A 17,604-nucleotide genomic window follows, 5' to 3' on the forward strand; every position below is an offset into this window, starting at 1 on the left:
TTATCTCATTATTAAATTAGCCCGTAATAAAGCACTAATTGTAAGCATAGTAAGGAGAATATTCCTGCGAGAATATCGTCCACCATAATGCCAAAGCCACCTTTTACGTGTTTATCGAGCAACTTGATTGGCCAAGGTTTAACAATATCGAAAAAGCGGAATAAGATAAAGCCAACCAACAAGGTTTGCCACGAAATCGCCGCACCTATCATAGTAATATAAAAACCGGCAACTTCATCCCAGACAATTGAAGGATGATCGTGTACACCAGCATCACGACTTGCTACTTCACAAAACCAAATACCAATTGCAGATATCGCAATAGCAACAACAAGCTGTAACCATAAAGGCGCCGTCATTGTCATCATAATAAATGGAATTGCTGCTAATGTGCCAAACGTACCTGGCGCTTTAGGAGCCAGTCCGAGGCCAAAACCTAAAGCACAAAAATGTGAAAACTTTTTTAGATTAAATTGTGCCACGCACACTCCTACTACTTATCATTAAAGTGTTCGAAACCAGCCTGTTCAAGGGTAAAAGGTTTACCATTTAGCGTTAATTCTACACTTCCAACGTGGTTTGTAATTTGACCAACACAGCTTAACTCAACACCATATTGTTTCAATGTCATCTCAACGGTTGTTCTGTGCTCTTCCGGCACAGTGAACAGTAATTGGTACTCATCACCATAGGTCAAAGCATAATTTAGCGCATGTTCTTGTGGCAACACCGCTTTAACCGTTGCCGCTAGCGGAATGTTTTCGGCAAACAATTTAGCGCCGACACCGGACATTTGGCAAATGTGACCAATATCAGCTATCAAACCATCGGAAATATCAATGCAACTAGTTGCTTTGCAACGTAGCATTTGCCCTGCCGCGACCTGCGGAGTTGGAAAATCAAATGCTTTATTGGCAGCATTGAATTGCGGTTCAGTCAGTGTGACTTTGCCATATTTGCTATCGATGGCAAGGCCAGCATCACCTAGAGAGCCAGTAACAAAAATCCAATCCCCATTTTTTGCACCACTTCGCGTTAACGCACAACCATTAGGCACAAAGCCTTTAGCACAAATGCTAATTGTTAGTGGCCCTTGCGTTGTATCACCACCAACAATTTGTACATTGTAATATTCCGCAATTTCGTGCATTCCTTGGGTAAACTGTTCCAGCCACTGCGCCTCAGCTTTTGGTAGTGTCAATGCCACGGAAATCCAAGCTGGTTCTGCGCCCATCGCCGCAAGATCGCTTAAGTTTACGGCAAGTGAGCGGTAACCAAGTGCTTTTGGGTCGATATCGTTAAAAAAGTGAACCCCTTCAACAAGGGTATCTGTGGTCACAGCCAACTGGCAGTTTTCTGGCACGTTAATCAATGCCGCATCATCACCAATACTCAGTGACACATCCTTACGAGCGACACCGCGGCCTTTGAAAAAGTGAGAGATTAATTCAAATTCTTGCATGCACAAAAAAGCCGGCCTAAAGCCGGCTCTCCAATTATTTCTTTCTAAGCTGATTCTGGGTTTTGTCTAATACCCCATTCACAAACTTATGGCTATCATCAGCAGCAAATAGTTTTGCTAGCTCAATACCTTCGTTGATAGCAACTTTATAAGGCACGTCTTCACGGAACTTAAGTTCATAGCAAGATAGACGCAAAATCGCTTTTTCGATTAAGTCGATGTCTTCAAAAGGACGATCAAGATGCGGCTTAACAGCTTCATCTAACGCCTTGTGATTTACGGCAACACCACGTGCTAAGTCTTTAAAGTAATCCACGTCAATTTTGCTTACATCGTTTTCAACAAGCATTTGTTGTTCGATATCTGCAACCGGATTACCGCTTACTTGCCATGAATAAATTGCTTGTAATGCCAGTTTACGGGCTTTACGTCTAGCTGCTGGTTTCATTAAGTACCCTTAAATTTGTTCTAACAGGTTAACCATTTCTAGTGCACCAAGAGCCGCTTCGCCGCCTTTGTTGCCCATTTTGGTGCCTGCACGCTCAATGGCTTGTTCGATGTTTTCTGTTGTTAAAACACCAAACGCTACAGGAATATCATAGTCTAGCGATACACTTGCTAGGCCTTTATTTGACTCGTTCGCAACTAAGTCAAAGTGCGGTGTACCACCGCGGATAATCACACCAAGTGAAATGATTGCATCGAATTCTTTCTTTGCTGCGATGCGCTTAGCTGCTAAAGGAAGCTCTACTGCACCTGGTACGTAAACAACAGTAATATCGTCATCGTTTACATCACCAATACGCTTTAAGGTATCAACTGCACCATCAAGTAAGCTTTTACCAATGAAATCGTTAAAGCGAGAAATAACGATAGCAAACTTTTTCCCTTGAGCGTTTAATTTACCTTCAATCACTTTCATTTTATGCCCTTCTCTTTGGCTAATTCATTTATCGCGCAATCGCAAAGGCGCGGATTTTATCATACTAAATTAATTTTTTTTAGGCTTATTTTTAAGCTTATTTCGGCTCAACGTATTCAACCACTTCAAGCCCGAAACCTGAAATTGCATGATACTTTTTCGGCATGCTCATTAGGCGCATTTTGTGAATGCCTAAATCAGCCAAAATTTGTGAACCAACACCTACTGTGCGCGAGGTGCCTTGGAACTTACGCACACTTGGGCTTTCACCTTTGTCTTGCGCTTCAAACGCTTTAAATAACGCTTCTAAATCTTCAGGATTTTCGTGTTTCGCTAAAATAACTAATACACCTTCATTTTCAGCGATGTATTTCATCGCACCCGAAAGGGTCCAGCTGCGATCAGATGCACGATCTGAAAGCAAAATATCGTTAAAGGTACTTTGTAGATGAACACGTACTAAGGTTGCATCGTCTTCTTTAACGTCGCCTTTTTTCATCGCATAGTGAAGCTCACCGTCAATGGTGTCTTTATAGGTGATTAGGTCAAACTCACCGTGCTCTGTAGGTAGCTTACATTCTGCTACACGTTCAATCGTGGCTTCATTTAAGTTACGGTACTCGATTAAATCGGCAATGGTGCCCATTTTTAAACCGTGTTCTTTAGCAAATACTTCAAGGTCTGGACGGCGCGCCATGGTGCCATCTGGATTAAGAATTTCTACGATTACTGACGATGGCTCACATCCAGCTAAACGTGCTAAGTCACAGCCAGCTTCAGTATGTCCTGCGCGGGTTAATACACCACCCGGTTGCGCCATAATTGGGAAAATATGACCTGGCTGAACGATATCTTCAGGCACTGCGCCTTTTGCAACAGCCGCTTGCACTGTACGTGCACGATCTGCAGCTGAAATTCCCGTTGTTACGCCTTTTGCCGCTTCAATTGACATTGTAAAGTTGGTCGAAAACTGTGCGCCATTATTGCTTACCATTAGCGGTAAGTTAAGCTGCTGACAACGCTCTTGTGTTAGTGTTAAACAAATCAAACCGCGACCATGCGTCGCCATAAAATTAATTGCATCTGCACTGATATGCTCAGATGCCATAATTAGGTCGCCTTCATTTTCACGGTCTTCGTCATCCATTAGAATGACCATTTTACCTTGACGGATATCTTCAATAATTTCTGCTGCAGTGTGTAAACCCATTTTGTTACCTTTGCTTGCGACTGGTTATCGGTTCATAAAGCCAGCTTGCGCTAGAAGCTCATGAGTGAGAGTGCTTGTCGGTTTTGATTCGTGTTGTGGCATCATTAAACGCTCTAAATAGCGCGCAAGCTGATCCACTTCTAAATTCACCTTGCTACCTACTTTAAAGCCACTTATGGTGGTTTCGCCTGCGGTATGCGGCACAATAGTTAGCTTAAATTCGTTATTGTTTATTTCGTTTACAGTAAGGCTAATACCATCAATACAGACCGAACCTTTGTACGGGATGTATTTAAGTAATTGAGATGGCGCACTGAGCCAGTATTCTGTTGCGCGGGCATTTTTTTCAACGCGCGTTACGGTCGCAATGCCATCAATATGGCCCGAGACTAAATGGCCGCCTAAACGCGATTGTGGCATTAAGGCTTTTTCAAGATTAACCGTTTGCCCAACTTGGTAGTTTTCAAAGTTTGTTAGAGACAGTGTTTCTTTAGATACATCAGCAATATAACCGTGACCTGTCAAGGTGATAACCGTCAAACACACGCCATTGGTAGCAATACTGTCTCCCAATTTAACATCGCTTAAGTCCAGTTTGCCGGAGTTAATGGTAACGCGCATATCGCCGGAGATCATTTCAATTGCAGCCACCGTACCGGTTGCTTCTATAATGCCTGTAAACATATTAATTTCTTTTTACCAATGCATGTAGACAAATATCCTGCCCTACATGCTTAAGGGTTTTAATTTCAAGTTCTGGAACTTGCGACATGGCGTCAAACGCTGGCAAATTGATTAAACTTTTACTAGTGTGCCCCATCAGTTTGGGCGCCATAAACAACACAAGTTCGTCCACCAAGTTTGCTTCAAACATTTTGCCAGCCAAGGTTGCTCCAGCCTCGAGCAAGACTAAGTTGATGCTTCGCTCTGCTAGCATTGCCATTAATGCGGGTAAATCAACTTTGTCATTTGTAGCTTTCACTATTACTTGTTCAACGAAATGCGGCCAAGTATGCGAATTATCAAGCTTTGTGCGAGCAATAATAATTTTAGATTCTTGCTGAAATAACGCGAGTTCAGGTGTGAGACGGTTTTGTGAGTCAATAATTACACGCACTGGCTGACGAGTACTGTGTTTTGCGTCTAGCTCATCGAGTTCATCAAAGCGCACATTTAATTTCGCGTTATCGATAATCACAGTATCGGCACCCGAGAGCACCGCACAGCTTTCAGCGCGAAGTGCTTGCACAACACGACGCGATTCACTGGAAGTGATCCATTTACTTTCGCCATTATGTAATGCAGTTTTGCCATCAAGGCTAGCAGCAAGCTTACAGCGTACATATGGCAAGTTGGTACGCATACGTTTTAAAAAGCCTAAATTGAGTGCTTCAGCTTCATTGGTTAGTAATCCAAAATCGGTTTCAATTCCGGCATCTTCGAGCATCTTTAAACCGCGACCTGCGACTTCTGGATTTGGATCAACCATGGCGGCAATTACACGGCTAACGCCTGCGTTAATTAGGCCTTCAGCACATGGCGGTGTACGACCATAGTGCGAACACGGCTCAAGCGTAACATAAGCAGTTGCGCCTTTGGCGTTATCGCCAGCCATTTTCAGCGCATGCACCTCAGCATGAGGACCACCTGCCTGAATATGGAAGCCTTCACCTATAATTTGGTTATCTTTAACTAGAACACAACCCACATTAGGGTTTGGTGTTGTGGTAAAACGACCTTGCTTGGCCAGTTCGATAGCACGTGACATAAAAAAATGGTCACGTTCAGAAAAACGACTATCCAACATTTATTTATTCACCCAAACGCGCAATTTCTTCGCCAAATTCTTTAATATCTTCAAATGAGCGATATACGGAAGCAAAGCGTACATAGGCCACTTTATCGAGTTTTTTCAGCGCTTCCATAATAAATTCACCCACTGTTTTACTGGCTACTTCACGCTCACCTGTCGCACGGAGTTGTGATTTTATTTGATGCACCACCTCTTCGACTTGCTCAGTGCTAACAGGGCGTTTTTCGAGTGCACGGCGTAACCCATTGCGCAGTTTGTCTTCATTAAACGGTTCGCGACTGCCATCTTGTTTAATTACATGGGGCATTACCAGTTCTGCGCCCTCAAAAGTAGTAAAACGTTCATGGCATTCATTGCATTCGCGACGACGACGCACCTGATGACCACCACCGACTAAACGTGAGTCTATTACCTTAGTGTCATTAGCTGTACAAAATGGACAATGCATAAACTTCCTCGAAATAAAAAAGGCCGCAAAAAAGCGGCCTTATCATAACATGTTAACTATGAGAAAACATTATGCGTATACAGGGTGTTTCGCACAAATTGCTTTAACTTTCTCACGTACTTCGTCTTGTACTTTAGTATCTTCGATGTTGTCTAGTACATCACAGATCCAGCCTGTTAACTCTTTTGCTTCTGCTTCTTTAAAGCCACGACGCGTGATAGCAGGTGAACCAATACGTAGACCTGACGTTACGAATGGTGAACGTGGGTCGTTAGGTACTGAGTTTTTGTTAACTGTGATGTATGCATTACCTAGTGCCGCGTCAGCATCTTTACCTGTGATATCTTTGTTGATTAGATCAAGTAAGAATAGGTGGTTGTCTGTTTTACCAGAAACAACGTCGTAGCCACGTGCTTTGAATACTTCAACCATCGCTTGAGCATTTTTAACAACTTGTGTTTGGTATGCTTTGAACTCAGGCTCTAGCGCTTCTTTAAATGCAACTGCTTTAGCAGCAATAACGTGACATAAAGGACCACCTTGGCCACCTGGGAATACCGCAGAGTTTAACTTTTTGTAAATCTCTTCGTCACCACAGTTAGACACAATTAGACCACCACGAGGACCTGCTAATGTTTTGTGTGTCGTTGTTGTAACAACGTGTGCAAATGGTACTGGGCTTGGGTAAACGCCAGCAGCAACAAGACCTGCAACGTGTGCCATATCAACTAATAGGTAAGCGCCTACTTTGTCTGCGATTTCACGGAATTTAGCCCAATCAACAATACCTGAGTATGCTGAGAAACCACCGATGATCATTTTAGGCTTGTGCTCAAGTGCTAGCGCTTCAACTTGTGCGTAGTCGATTTCGCCAGTTTCTTCATTTAGGCCGTACTGAACAGCGTTGTACGTTTTACCTGAGAAGTTCACGTGTGAACCGTGAGTTAGGTGACCGCCGTGTGCAAGGCTCATACCTAAAACTGTGTCGCCAGGCTGAAGTAACGCTTGGAATACCGCTGCGTTCGCTTGTGAACCCGCATGCGGTTGTACGTTTGCGTAGTCAGTACCAAATAATTCGTTTGCGCGATCAATTGCTAATTGCTCAACAACATCAACGTGCTCACAACCACCATAATAACGTTTGTAAGGGTAACCTTCCGCGTATTTGTTAGTTAACTGAGAACCTTGTGCTTCAAGTACACGCGGGCTACAGTAGTTTTCAGACGCGATAAGTTCGATGTGCTCTTCTTGACGCTGCTTTTCTTTTTCCATTGCGCCAAATAGTTCTGGATCAAAATCCGAGATATTCATGCTACGTTCTAACATGGTTACTCCTAAATAGAAGATGGTTGTGGGATAAAGGGCGTATTGTACGCTTAAAAAGCGCGCTTGCCTACTTTGTCTATGTGAAGTTATTTAAACAGGGATTGAAAAATTTTCACAGTGTATTTTTAATGATATTTTTAAATCGATTGATTAAAAATTAAAATACACCGTAAAAACTAGATAAAATAATTTTATATAACTACCAGTGTTTGCCCAAGGAGATAAAAAAAGTACTTTCATTGTTATCTGTTACACCAAAACCGACAGCTGCGGGCCCAAATCGGGTATCGGTGCCAACAAACAAACTACTGGCAAAGATTAAATCTTGTAAATCGATATCCTGTTGCACCTGCCACACATTCCCCGCTTCTGCGCTGATACCTAAATAGAGAGGCATACTTGTCATATTTAATATATCGCGTCCAAGATCATACTGGTAAATGGCCGCCGCAAATGCCTTTTTCGGGCCAATTAATACATTTTTGCCGTATCCAGATAGATTTAAGAAGCCGCCCAGCTGCTCTGTATTCGCCGTAAATGCACCGTCAGAGTCGTATTCGGCATAAGATGCAGTGCCTACAAAAGCATGATGCCGAAGGGAAAAAGCACCTCGCCAATCTATTTTAAACTTTGTGCTCATGCGATTATCCGCAGGGTCAAGTACATCATCATAGGCTTCTTTTGCTCTTGCAAAATAAATACGTAAACGATTCCCTTTGGTTGGAAAGCTTATACTGTCTAAATTATCAAACATTAATGTGCTGAAAAAAGCGCTCTGATCATAATCAAACTTCTCATTTACTATGGATTTCTGTTCAAGCGTACCCTTATCTTTTAAAACACCCGCTTCCAAGCGCCAGTAGTTATTGAAGTTATAACCAAGGGCAGCAATGCCTGTAAGGTAATTTTTATCAAGATCAAAGTATGCTTGTGTAACCGTTTGTAAGGTGTAGCGATTTCGAATAAAGCCAAGGCGTGTGCGAGCATAAAAATCATCTTCTGCATTAAGCGGTTGATATAATTCAGTTGCAAGATATTCCTCGAAGCCGAGTGATAATTCTGTGCGCCACTCCCCGCCATATTCATTAAGCGCCGAGCGTGTATAGGCCATGTCCAAAGATAACACTGAGTTTACCGTAACATCACTTTGGTAATTAGCACCAAAATCAATGTAATTTGGTCCCCACGACTTCCCCACCGTTTTAAGCACTAAAACCCGCCCCTGTTCGGTGTCTTTAAATTCAGTTTCAACACGTTCAAACTCATCTAATGCGTAAACACGATTAACCGCTAATTGAATATCATGTTCGGAGGGTGAATCGCCTGGTTTTAATGCAAAGTGCTGCAAAATAATTTTATTATTTATTGCTGATTGATTATCTAGAGAAATTGCTAAAATTGCGTTTCTTAAAGGTTTAAACCAGTTTTCACTGCGCTGTTGTTTGGTATTTAAATATGCCTCAAACTCGACTTGCGGCACACCAAGAGCCGCAATTTTATCTTGTACATGCTCTGCGGCAAGACGGCCTCGAGTAAAGGATTCTGGTAAATCAGCCCAATCTGTCGTGCTTAAATCATCTATATCTGGTCGAATGTAAATATCGTGTTCAGTAAGTTGACGTTTTTGCCATTGGGTCGATGCGTTGGTCAGTATGGTTGACAATTGACCGAGCACTTCCACCGTCGAGGTAAATTGATTGCTTGATGCTAAAGACGCACCGATATCCACCACAATAACAATATCCGCTCCCATACTTTTTACTACATCAATCGGTAGGTTATTAGCAATCCCGCCATCGACCAATAAGCGGCCATCAATTTCAGTTGGTTGAACGGCACCGGGTACAGATGCCGATGCTTGCATCGCTTTGACAATGCTGCCTGAACTGAGGATAACAGCTTCACTGGTGCTTAAATCAGTGGCTATTGCGCGATATGGAATCGCCAACTGGTCAAAGTCATCAAACAAATGCACTGTACGCGTGGAATTACGCAGTAACCGGCCCATACTCTGCCCAACCAAAAACCCTTTGGATGATTTAATTGCGCCTTCACGTATGCCTAAATTAAGCTGTAAATTATAAGTATCTCTTAATTCTTTATCACGGTAACGAAGGTCTTGGCGAGGGATGTCATCGGAATAACCCTGATCCCAATCTTCGTTAAGCATAAAGGCTTCTATTTCATCTGCTGAGTAACCAAGGGCATACATGCCACCAACATACGCGCCAATACTAGTGCCTGCAATATAGTCAATCTTTACATTATTTTGCTCTAATACTTTAAGCACGCCGATATGGGCACCACCTTTGGCACCACCACCGCCAAGCACTAACCCTATTTTAGGTTGCGTTTTAGCAAGCACTGGTAGGCTAACAATCAAAAAGAAAATCAACAGAACAACGGGCATTTTGCGAATGGCTAACATGGTTAAGCAATTTCTATAATTTTTTTAATACCTTACCTTAACTGAATAGAATGTCATTTTAAATACGTCACGACATTGAATGCCCCCATATATCGCACTACAATATGCAGCAATTATATTATTCAAAATACTATAGGATTATTCATGCCTTTACCGGATAAGTTTATCTACACGATGCACCGTGTTAGTAAAGTAGTACCGCCAAAGCGTACTATTTTAAAAGATATTTCGCTTTCATTTTTCCCTGGCGCAAAAATTGGTGTGCTTGGTTTAAACGGTGCAGGTAAATCTACCTTGCTGCGCATTATGGCCGGTGTTGATACCGAGTTTGAAGGTGAAGCACGCGCGTTCCCTGATACCAAAATTGGCTACTTACCTCAGGAGCCAATATTAGACGAAAATAAAACTGTTCGCGAAACAGTTGAAGAAGCACTTTCTGAAGTGACAAATGCCCTTGCACGTTTAGATGAAGTTTACGCTGAATACGCAATGGACGGTGCAGATTTTGACGCATTGGCAAAAGAGCAAGGTGAACTTGAAGCAATTATTCAAGCACACGATGGTCACAACCTAGATAATGCTCTAGAGCGTGCAGCCGATGCCCTTCGTTTACCAGAATGGGATACGCCGATTAAAGTACTTTCAGGTGGTGAGCGTCGCCGTGTGGCAATTTGTCGTTTATTACTTGAAAAGCCAGACATGCTTCTACTCGACGAACCAACTAACCACTTAGATGCCGAATCAGTTGCATGGTTAGAGCGTTTCTTACACGATTACGAAGGTACTGTTGTGGCGATTACCCACGACCGTTATTTCCTTGATAACGTTGCTGGTTGGATCTTAGAGCTTGACCGTGGTGAAGGTATTCCATGGGAAGGTAATTACTCGTCATGGCTTGAACAAAAAGATGCGCGTTTGAAGCAAGAAGAAAAAGCGGAGAAAGCTCGTCAGAAATCAATTGCGCAAGAACTTGAGTGGGTGCGTTCTAACCCGAAAGGTCGCCAAGCTAAATCGAAAGCACGTATGGCGCAATTCTCAGAACTACAACATTCTGATTATCAAAAACGTAACGAGACAAACGAGCTCTTTATTCCTCCAGGTCCTCGCCTAGGTGATAAAGTACTTGAAGTGAGTAACATCAAAAAGGGTTACGGCGACCGTGTACTGATTGATGATTTAAGCTTCTCTGTACCAAAAGGAGCTATCGTCGGAATTATCGGTGCTAACGGTGCAGGTAAATCAACTTTATTCCGTATGTTGAGTGGTCAAGAAACACCAGATGCAGGTAACTTTGAACTTGGCGAAACGGTTCAGCTTGCAACGGTTGATCAGTTCCGTGATGACTTAGATGGTTCAAAAACAGTATTCCAAGAACTATCAGAAGGCCAAGATATTCTAAAAATTGGTAACTTTGAAATTCCAAGCCGTGCTTATGTATCGCGCTTTAACTTTAAAGGCAATGACCAACAGAAATTCGTCAAAGACTTATCGGGTGGTGAGCGTAACCGTCTTCACTTAGCCAAGCTTCTAAAAGCTGGCGGTAACATGATCTTACTCGATGAGCCTACCAATGACCTAGACGTTGAAACATTACGTGCTCTTGAGAATGCCATTTTAGAATTCCCAGGCTGTGTAATGTGTATCTCGCACGACCGTTGGTTCCTTGACCGTATTGCGACGCACATTCTTGATTACCGTGATGAAGGCCAAGTTAATTTCTTTGAAGGTAACTACACAGAATACGAAGCATGGCTTAAGAAAACGCTTGGTGCAGAAGCTGCGCAACCAAAACGTATTAAGTACAAGAAAATCGGTTAATTGATTTTCACGCAATCCAAAAAAAGCCCGCACATTTGCGGGCTTTTTTAATCTGTTGAATACTAACGTTTTAATACTGCTTCAGGCTGGTTAAGTAGTTTTATTAATGGATTTTCAGCAAGCACCTTCTCTTTTAACAAGTAACCAATAATTAGGCCCACAACAAATCCGCCAATATGCGCGCCATAATCTACGCCATCTTGCAGTGCAACTAAGCCAAAAATATTTATCGCGATCCAAATAGCAAAGAACCAAACCGCGCTGAGCTTTTTCTGATAAATAATAAACATAAAGGTCAAGCTAGCGTGTCTAAACCACATTAAATACATACCGAATAAACCTGCGATGGCTCCACTTGCCCCAACTGATGGAATACTTGGATTTTGTGACATTAACAAACTAAATAATGAAGCACCTAAGCCACATATTAAGTAATACGCTAAGTACTTTTTATGGCCTAAGGCATCTTCTAAATTGTCACCAATAATATATAAAAAGTACATATTACCGACTAAGTGCATTACTGAGCCATGTAAAAAAACACAGGTAAGTAAAGTCCAAATTTCTTGGCCATTATTAACATCGAGCGGCCTTAGAGCAAAGTTTTCTAACACATAGTTAAAACTGCTTACATCGAAAAAATAGGCGCAGAAAATGATTATATTAAGTGCAATGAGAGACCAATTAACCCAAGGCTTTGACCTAGTTTTAATATTATATTCAACCGGCATTTGCGTTAGAAATTGGAATAAATACGTCTTCCATGACACTGTTTTGTTAAGTTCATCAAGCGCTCCTCGTAACTCAGGACTATTTTCGACTGATGTGAGTTCGTCCTTATCAATCCAGCTACCATCACATTTGCGACAAATATCGAGCTCGGTTTCATAATCTTTTAATAAATGCACCGCTTCTAAATGACTGCCGCAGTCAGGACAGTTTAATTCAGTGCAGCCTTGAGGCTCGCCAAAATGATGGCTGTAGCATTCGCCAATTGGGCCATCATTAATCTCTTCAATCATGCGATTAACTTGGTTCTTCTCAAACCATAGACCACCACACTGGCGACACACATCTATTTCTTCACCGCAATAATGGGTAACTTCAAGTGCAACATTTACGCACTTTGGGCAACGTTTAGTCATGGCTCATTACTCTCCTTTTAATACGCCAATTTGAATATCTTCTTTCGCAAGTAATCGCTTGAGTTCTTCCGCGCTGTTTTTGAGGTTTAATAACGGTCCGTTTTTAAAGTATTCCGTTTGTTCTAATAATAATTTTGAAGCGTGACGAGAACTGATTGCCCAGCGACCAACTTGGTCAATGGTACGGTCTGCTTTGCTGTAAAAGCGGCGTACTTCCGACAAAATTTCACTCGGTGTTTCAAGTGTCGTTGGATTGTATTTCATTGTTTGCCAGACGTATTTCTCTAGCATTGGACGTTGTTCTTGAATCACTGATTTAGGTGGACTTTTAGCTAGAATAACTGCGTATGCTTCTAACTCTTTAACCGCATCGTCTAACTCATCATACAGCGACATGCGAAGATAATAGTTATCTTCCATTTTACTTAATGTATCGAATTTAAGTGCTTGCTCTAAACCGCTTTGTGCCGCGAGGAACACGCCCACTATGGTCGACACAATCATAAAGACCTGATTTAACCAAAAACCGGTTTTTTTTAATTCACCATGGTCAATCTTTTGTTTTTCAATGCATTCAGAAACTTGCTCAGACATGAATTTTCCCTTTTAAAATTAATTCCCTATTTTGAGCCCGCTATTAAAACATATCAGCATGAAAATATTTAATATTTTTTGTTAATCGGCTATGCTTTAAGGATGACGATAAGGAGCATGCTAATGCAAGAAAGACGACAGTTCACCCGGATTATTTATCGCACCCCTGCCACCTTAAATTATCAAGGTGTAGATTACAGTGCTGAGCTTTTAGATCTTTCGCTTAAAGGCGCTTTGATAAAAAAACCCAGTAACTGGCCAGCGGCATGTGATCTTGATATAAGTGCAACCTTGTCATTTCAACTATCAAGCAGTGATATTGAAATTGAAATGCTCGTTGCGCTCGCGCACGTCGAAAATTCGCAATTAGGTTTGCGTTGCGAGCAAATTGAAATTGACAGTGTGACACATTTAAAACGTTTAATTGAACTTAACATGGGAGATGAGGAAGAGCTTTATCGTGAGCTTGAACATTTATCAGGGTTAGCAGATTAACCTTTCTCAGTATGTGATAAATTACCATAAAAACACATACAGCTATTTTGGAGTATAACAATAATGATTATGGATTCACTGGCGGGCTTTGTTCCGTTTTTACTTTATTTTGCCCTTGGATATGCATTAATTTTCGCATTTATCTTTATCTATACACTGGTAACTCCACACTGCGAATGGACACTAATGAAGCAAAACAATCGCACCGCGGCAATCGCTTTTGCTGGCGCGTTTTTAGGCTTTACACTGCCGGTTGCCAGTGCCGCAATTAACTCTGTTTCTCTGATTGATTTCGCTATTTGGGGTGTGATTGCAGGTGTTATGCAGCTAGTAACCTTCTTCGCAGTAAAAATTTATATGCCAAAAATCACTGAACGCATCAATAAAGATGAGTTAAGCGCTGGTATTTTCTTAGCCGTCGCCTCACTTGCGACGGGGATTTTAAATGCTGCCTGTATGACATACTAGGGGGCATTATGAAACGAACGAGTAAACTTAAACTCACGTTAATGCTTGGTGCCGGAGTTGGCTTAAGTGGTTGCGGTGAAAGTGATGAATCTGCATTGCTATTTAAAGATGTAGATGATTGCGAACAATGGGGCGTTGAACGCTTTGAATGTGAAGTTCAATACCAAGAAGCGCTCGCTAACCATTACGTTGAAGCACCTAAGTATACCTCCGAATCTAACTGCGAAAGTGACTTCGGCTTTGATCAATGTGAGCGCGACAACAATAGCATTTGGCGCCCTATCATGGCGGGATTTATGATTGGCCTTGTCGCTGAAGCCGTGGATGAAGCACTCGATTATGCGAAAAAGAAAAAGCGTAAAAAATACGCTCACTTTGGTGGTAGTAGCTATGGTGGTAGCAAACCTCTTTATCGCGCAAAAGATGACTTTTTTAGTTTTCGCAACAGCAATAACCAAACCATTGGGTCGATTAATAATCGCGGTTCAATCATGGTTAAAAAGTCAAAAGTGAAATTCACCTCTAAGCCCAAATCAATCTCACGCTCACGTGGCGGATTTGGCAGTCGCGCTTCATCACGGAGCTATGGCGGTTAATGTTCCGTCGAAGTATTCCCGTTCGGCCTGACCTTAAACAACAGGCCGAATATTTTGGCTTTGAATTTGCGACTATCGATGGCGATGTATATTGGGATGAATCAGCTTATTATCAATTTACCCTCGCGCAAATCGAAAACGATATTGAAGATCCAACCAACGAACTTGAGCAAATGTGTTTACAAGCCGTTGATAAAGTCGTTAATGATGACTATTGGTTAAAGCAATTCGCCATTCCTGAAAAATTCTGGTCATTGATAACACGCAGCTGGCAACAAAAAGAGCCTAGTCTTTATGGCCGAATGGACTTTTCTTACCATGGTAAAGGCCCTGCAAAACTATTGGAATACAATGCTGATACACCTACATCTATTTATGAAGCTGCGTTTTTCCAATGGATGTGGCTAGAGCAACAAGTTGACCGTGCAATACTGCCCCGCCAAGCAGATCAATTTAACAGTATTCAAGAACGCTTGATTAAACGCTTTAGCGAACTCAATTTAAAACATCAATTAAGCTTTTGTTATTCAGATGGGTCAACTGAAGATAAAGGAACGGTTACCTACCTTCAAGATTGTGCGTACCAGGCAGGTATTGCGACTGCGCGCTTTCCTATCGAGGAAATAGGTGTTGATGATAAAGGGCAATTACTTGATCCCGAAGAGACACCAATCAATCATATTTTTAAGCTTTATCCCTGGGAAGATCTCTTTAAAGATGCATTTTCAAAGCATCTTAATAAAACGCACACCCGCTTTATAGAGCCTGAGTGGAAAGCAATTCTGTCGAATAAAGCACTGCTGCCACTGCTTTGGCAAATGTTTCCCAATCACCCCAACCTTTTACCTGCCTACTTTGCCAATAATGTCGGTGATGGGTTAGAAAATGGTTACGTTCAAAAACCTATTTTTGGCCGTGAAGGGGCAAATATTACTTGGCATCATCCAACTAAAGGTCGCCTTCATAGCGAGGGCTGTTACGGCGAAGAAGGCTATATTGTGCAAGCGCTCGCGCCTTTACCTGTATTTAACGGTAATCATACGCTTATTGGTAGCTGGTTAGTGAATCATCAAAGTTGTGGATTAACTATTCGGGAAGATGATTCGCCAATTACTCAAGATTCATCACGATTTATTCCTCATATCATCCTAGGTTAAATTTAATTGATAATAATTATCATTAATATTGACTTGTGATTTTAGGCACGATAATCTTAGTGGTATGAATTTATTTCAGGGATTATCTGATGGAAGTTTTATTGATTGCTTTTTCATTTGTGACAGTTGTAATTGCAATGTCGTGTTATTGCAAAAGTAACCAATGTGCCGAAAATATAAACCTTGATAAGAACAGTCCTATAGGCCTTTATTGGTTATTAGCAGTGGTGTCTTCAGCACTTGCCTTATTTACTGCAATAACAGCACTTGGCGTTTATGACGGCACATTGGCATGGTTATCGATTCATACAGTAATTCTAGTGCCCATCTTACTGTTTTCACCATTCAATCTTTCTCAAGATGACACACAATAAAAAATAGCGCCATCGGGCGCTATTTTCGTATTCTATGTATGAATAAAACAACTTAGGCTTACTCTTGGAAGTAAGTACCCCAGCCATCATATTCAACACCCGCTTTCTGAGCGAGATCGATAAGCTTATCAACATCTTCAAGAATAAGTTCAGCATCAAGTTCGCACTCAACCACAACGTCAAAGCCCCAAATTTTGCTGCCATCTTCTAATTCAAGTTCAGCCGGATCTTCAACATCAAAGCCAAGTTTAAACGCTGCCAGCGCAGCTTCTTCTAATTTATCAAAGTCTTCACATACAAAGTGGTGTTCAACTTCATATAACTTATCTGGGTTTGAACCGTCTTCTAGTAACGATTCAACAATGTCTTCACTAATTTCGCGCCAGTTTTCCACAATCGCTCTCTACTTTAGCATCTAGCTGTTCAATTTTACTCTGCATCATAGCATGGATTTGCTTTGCATGCTCTCTTGCCGACACATCCTTATCTAACCGAATTGGGTCTAGCAATTCAATATAGACTGTTGGGTTAGCCCAACGATTTAATTTAATTCGGCCCGTGGTGGTACTCATACATACTGGCACAACCTCAACATCTGCTTGCAATGCGGTATGAAACGCGCCTGTTTTGAAAGGCAGCAAACCACGGCCATAGCTGCGTGTTCCCTCAGGAAAAAGCCAGACTGAAATATTATCGTTTTTAATTTTTGATGCTGCTTTATCAATTGTGCCTTTCGCTTTCGATTTATTATTGCGATCAATCAAAATATTACCTGATAGCCAGTAAAGCTGACCAAAAAACGGAATAAAGCGAATACTTTTTTTGCCAATGCTAACTGTATTTTCTGGCACTGCATTGGTTACTGTAAATAAGTCATAATTGTTTTGGTGATTTGAGACAAACACATACGATTTTTGTTTATCTAATTTATCAAGTCCTTTGAGATCGATTTTAGCACCCAACACCTTATGCATACTGCCATACCAAGAAGCAAACCGGTGAACATGATTGCGGTTAAATGGCATTACTAAACACAGTAACAAGCCAAAAACGGCACTAAATAAGATAAAAATCGCAAGCAATACTAAGCGAACAGCAAATATCAAAATAACGTCTCCAATAACTAAGCGCGCCATTATACGAATTTTAGCTAACATGTGTAAGCTAAAAAACATAGTTTATAAAAAAACCAGTCCCAAATTGGAACTGGTTTTGTCTATTTTAACGCTTTTCGCTACAAATAAGCACTAGTAACTGTTTATCTTTGTGATTTACTCTAAATTCGATCTAAACACATTTTGTGTTATAAGGCGTTTAGATGACCCGTCAAGACAGCGATTGAAGTGTA

General features: G+C 41.5%; 20 protein-coding genes. 6 read left to right on the forward strand and 14 right to left on the reverse strand.

Annotation, left to right across the window (positions count from 1 at the left end; all coding sequences use genetic code 11):
* Positions 1-11: 11 nt before the first annotated feature.
* From OM33_RS13560 to OM33_RS13605, 10 genes are all read right to left on the reverse strand, one after another.
* Complete coding sequence (locus tag OM33_RS13560) at positions 12-482, reverse strand: phosphatidylglycerophosphatase A family protein (RefSeq protein ID WP_038642457.1); 471 nt, start codon at positions 480-482, stop codon at positions 12-14.
* 11 nt (positions 483-493) lie between these two features.
* Complete coding sequence (thiL, locus tag OM33_RS13565) at positions 494-1,462, reverse strand: thiamine-phosphate kinase (protein WP_038642459.1); 969 nt, start codon at positions 1,460-1,462, stop codon at positions 494-496.
* A gap of 34 nt (positions 1,463-1,496) precedes the next feature.
* The gene (gene nusB, locus OM33_RS13570) at positions 1,497-1,910 is read right to left on the reverse strand and encodes a transcription antitermination factor NusB (RefSeq protein ID WP_038642461.1); all 414 of its coding nucleotides are present in this window, start codon (positions 1,908-1,910) and stop codon (positions 1,497-1,499) included.
* Between the two features lie 9 nt (positions 1,911-1,919).
* Positions 1,920-2,384: a 6,7-dimethyl-8-ribityllumazine synthase gene (gene ribH, locus OM33_RS13575; RefSeq protein ID WP_010561687.1), complete on the reverse strand. Its 465-nt coding sequence runs from the start codon at positions 2,382-2,384 to the stop codon at positions 1,920-1,922.
* 97 nt (positions 2,385-2,481) lie between these two features.
* On the reverse strand, positions 2,482-3,594 hold the full coding sequence (gene ribBA / locus OM33_RS13580) for a bifunctional 3,4-dihydroxy-2-butanone-4-phosphate synthase/GTP cyclohydrolase II (protein ID WP_038642463.1): 1,113 nt from the start codon (positions 3,592-3,594) through the stop codon (positions 2,482-2,484).
* Between the two features lie 24 nt (positions 3,595-3,618).
* Positions 3,619-4,278 carry a riboflavin synthase gene (locus OM33_RS13585; RefSeq protein WP_038642465.1) on the reverse strand — a complete coding sequence of 220 codons (660 nt, stop codon included), beginning with the start codon at positions 4,276-4,278 and terminating at the stop codon, positions 3,619-3,621.
* Between the two features lies 1 nt (position 4,279).
* Positions 4,280-5,401 carry a bifunctional diaminohydroxyphosphoribosylaminopyrimidine deaminase/5-amino-6-(5-phosphoribosylamino)uracil reductase RibD gene (gene ribD / locus OM33_RS13590; RefSeq protein WP_038642467.1) on the reverse strand — a complete coding sequence of 374 codons (1,122 nt, stop codon included), beginning with the start codon at positions 5,399-5,401 and terminating at the stop codon, positions 4,280-4,282.
* Positions 5,402-5,405: 4 nt separating this feature from the next.
* Positions 5,406-5,855, reverse strand: a complete 450-nt coding sequence (gene nrdR / locus OM33_RS13595; RefSeq protein WP_038642469.1) for a transcriptional regulator NrdR — start codon at positions 5,853-5,855, stop codon at positions 5,406-5,408.
* Between the two features lie 69 nt (positions 5,856-5,924).
* Positions 5,925-7,181 (reverse strand): serine hydroxymethyltransferase, encoded by a 1,257-nt coding sequence (gene glyA / locus OM33_RS13600; protein WP_010561692.1) that lies wholly within the window; start codon positions 7,179-7,181, stop codon positions 5,925-5,927.
* Between the two features lie 199 nt (positions 7,182-7,380).
* A complete protein-coding gene (locus OM33_RS13605) occupies positions 7,381-9,609 on the reverse strand; it encodes a patatin-like phospholipase family protein (protein ID WP_052141014.1) in 2,229 nt (742 codons plus the stop codon).
* Positions 9,610-9,753: 144 nt separating this feature from the next.
* Here OM33_RS13605 and ettA point away from each other — a divergent pair, with 144 nt between their 5' ends.
* The gene (ettA, locus tag OM33_RS13610; RefSeq protein WP_038642471.1) at positions 9,754-11,427 is read left to right on the forward strand and encodes an energy-dependent translational throttle protein EttA; all 1,674 of its coding nucleotides are present in this window, start codon (positions 9,754-9,756) and stop codon (positions 11,425-11,427) included.
* A gap of 62 nt (positions 11,428-11,489) precedes the next feature.
* Here the strand turns inward: ettA and OM33_RS13615 are convergent, their stop codons facing one another.
* A complete protein-coding gene (locus OM33_RS13615; protein ID WP_038642473.1) occupies positions 11,490-12,572 on the reverse strand; it encodes a rhomboid family intramembrane serine protease in 1,083 nt (360 codons plus the stop codon).
* A gap of 6 nt (positions 12,573-12,578) precedes the next feature.
* Positions 12,579-13,166, reverse strand: a complete 588-nt coding sequence (locus OM33_RS13620; protein WP_038642475.1) for a hypothetical protein — start codon at positions 13,164-13,166, stop codon at positions 12,579-12,581.
* A gap of 123 nt (positions 13,167-13,289) precedes the next feature.
* Between OM33_RS13620 and OM33_RS13625 the strand changes: the two genes are divergently transcribed.
* From OM33_RS13625 to OM33_RS13645, 5 genes are all read left to right on the forward strand, one after another.
* Positions 13,290-13,661, forward strand: a complete 372-nt coding sequence (locus OM33_RS13625) for a PilZ domain-containing protein (protein WP_038642477.1) — start codon at positions 13,290-13,292, stop codon at positions 13,659-13,661.
* Positions 13,662-13,724: 63 nt separating this feature from the next.
* Positions 13,725-14,129 (forward strand): DUF350 domain-containing protein, encoded by a 405-nt coding sequence (locus OM33_RS13630; RefSeq protein ID WP_081991090.1) that lies wholly within the window; start codon positions 13,725-13,727, stop codon positions 14,127-14,129.
* A gap of 8 nt (positions 14,130-14,137) precedes the next feature.
* Positions 14,138-14,725 (forward strand): DUF1190 domain-containing protein, encoded by a 588-nt coding sequence (locus OM33_RS13635; RefSeq protein ID WP_038642478.1) that lies wholly within the window; start codon positions 14,138-14,140, stop codon positions 14,723-14,725.
* Positions 14,725-15,882, forward strand: a complete 1,158-nt coding sequence (locus tag OM33_RS13640; RefSeq protein ID WP_038642479.1) for a glutathionylspermidine synthase family protein — start codon at positions 14,725-14,727, stop codon at positions 15,880-15,882. The genes OM33_RS13635 and OM33_RS13640 overlap by 1 nt, the downstream gene beginning before the upstream one ends.
* Positions 15,883-15,971: 89 nt before the next feature.
* Positions 15,972-16,256, forward strand: a complete 285-nt coding sequence (locus OM33_RS13645; RefSeq protein ID WP_038642480.1) for a hypothetical protein — start codon at positions 15,972-15,974, stop codon at positions 16,254-16,256.
* Positions 16,257-16,314: 58 nt separating this feature from the next.
* Here the strand turns inward: OM33_RS13645 and rraB are convergent, their stop codons facing one another.
* Together rraB and OM33_RS13655 are read right to left on the reverse strand one after the other, a co-directional pair.
* A complete protein-coding gene (gene rraB / locus OM33_RS13650) occupies positions 16,315-16,650 on the reverse strand; it encodes a ribonuclease E inhibitor RraB (RefSeq protein ID WP_038642481.1) in 336 nt (111 codons plus the stop codon).
* Positions 16,628-17,362, reverse strand: coding sequence for a 1-acylglycerol-3-phosphate O-acyltransferase (locus OM33_RS13655; protein ID WP_038643407.1), 735 nt, complete (start codon positions 17,360-17,362; stop codon positions 16,628-16,630). Before OM33_RS13655 ends, rraB begins: the two co-directional genes overlap by 23 nt.
* Positions 17,363-17,604: the final 242 nt, after the last annotated feature.

The sequence above is a fragment of the Pseudoalteromonas piratica genome (assembly GCF_000788395.1).
Lineage (GTDB): Bacteria > Pseudomonadota > Gammaproteobacteria > Enterobacterales > Alteromonadaceae > Pseudoalteromonas > Pseudoalteromonas piratica.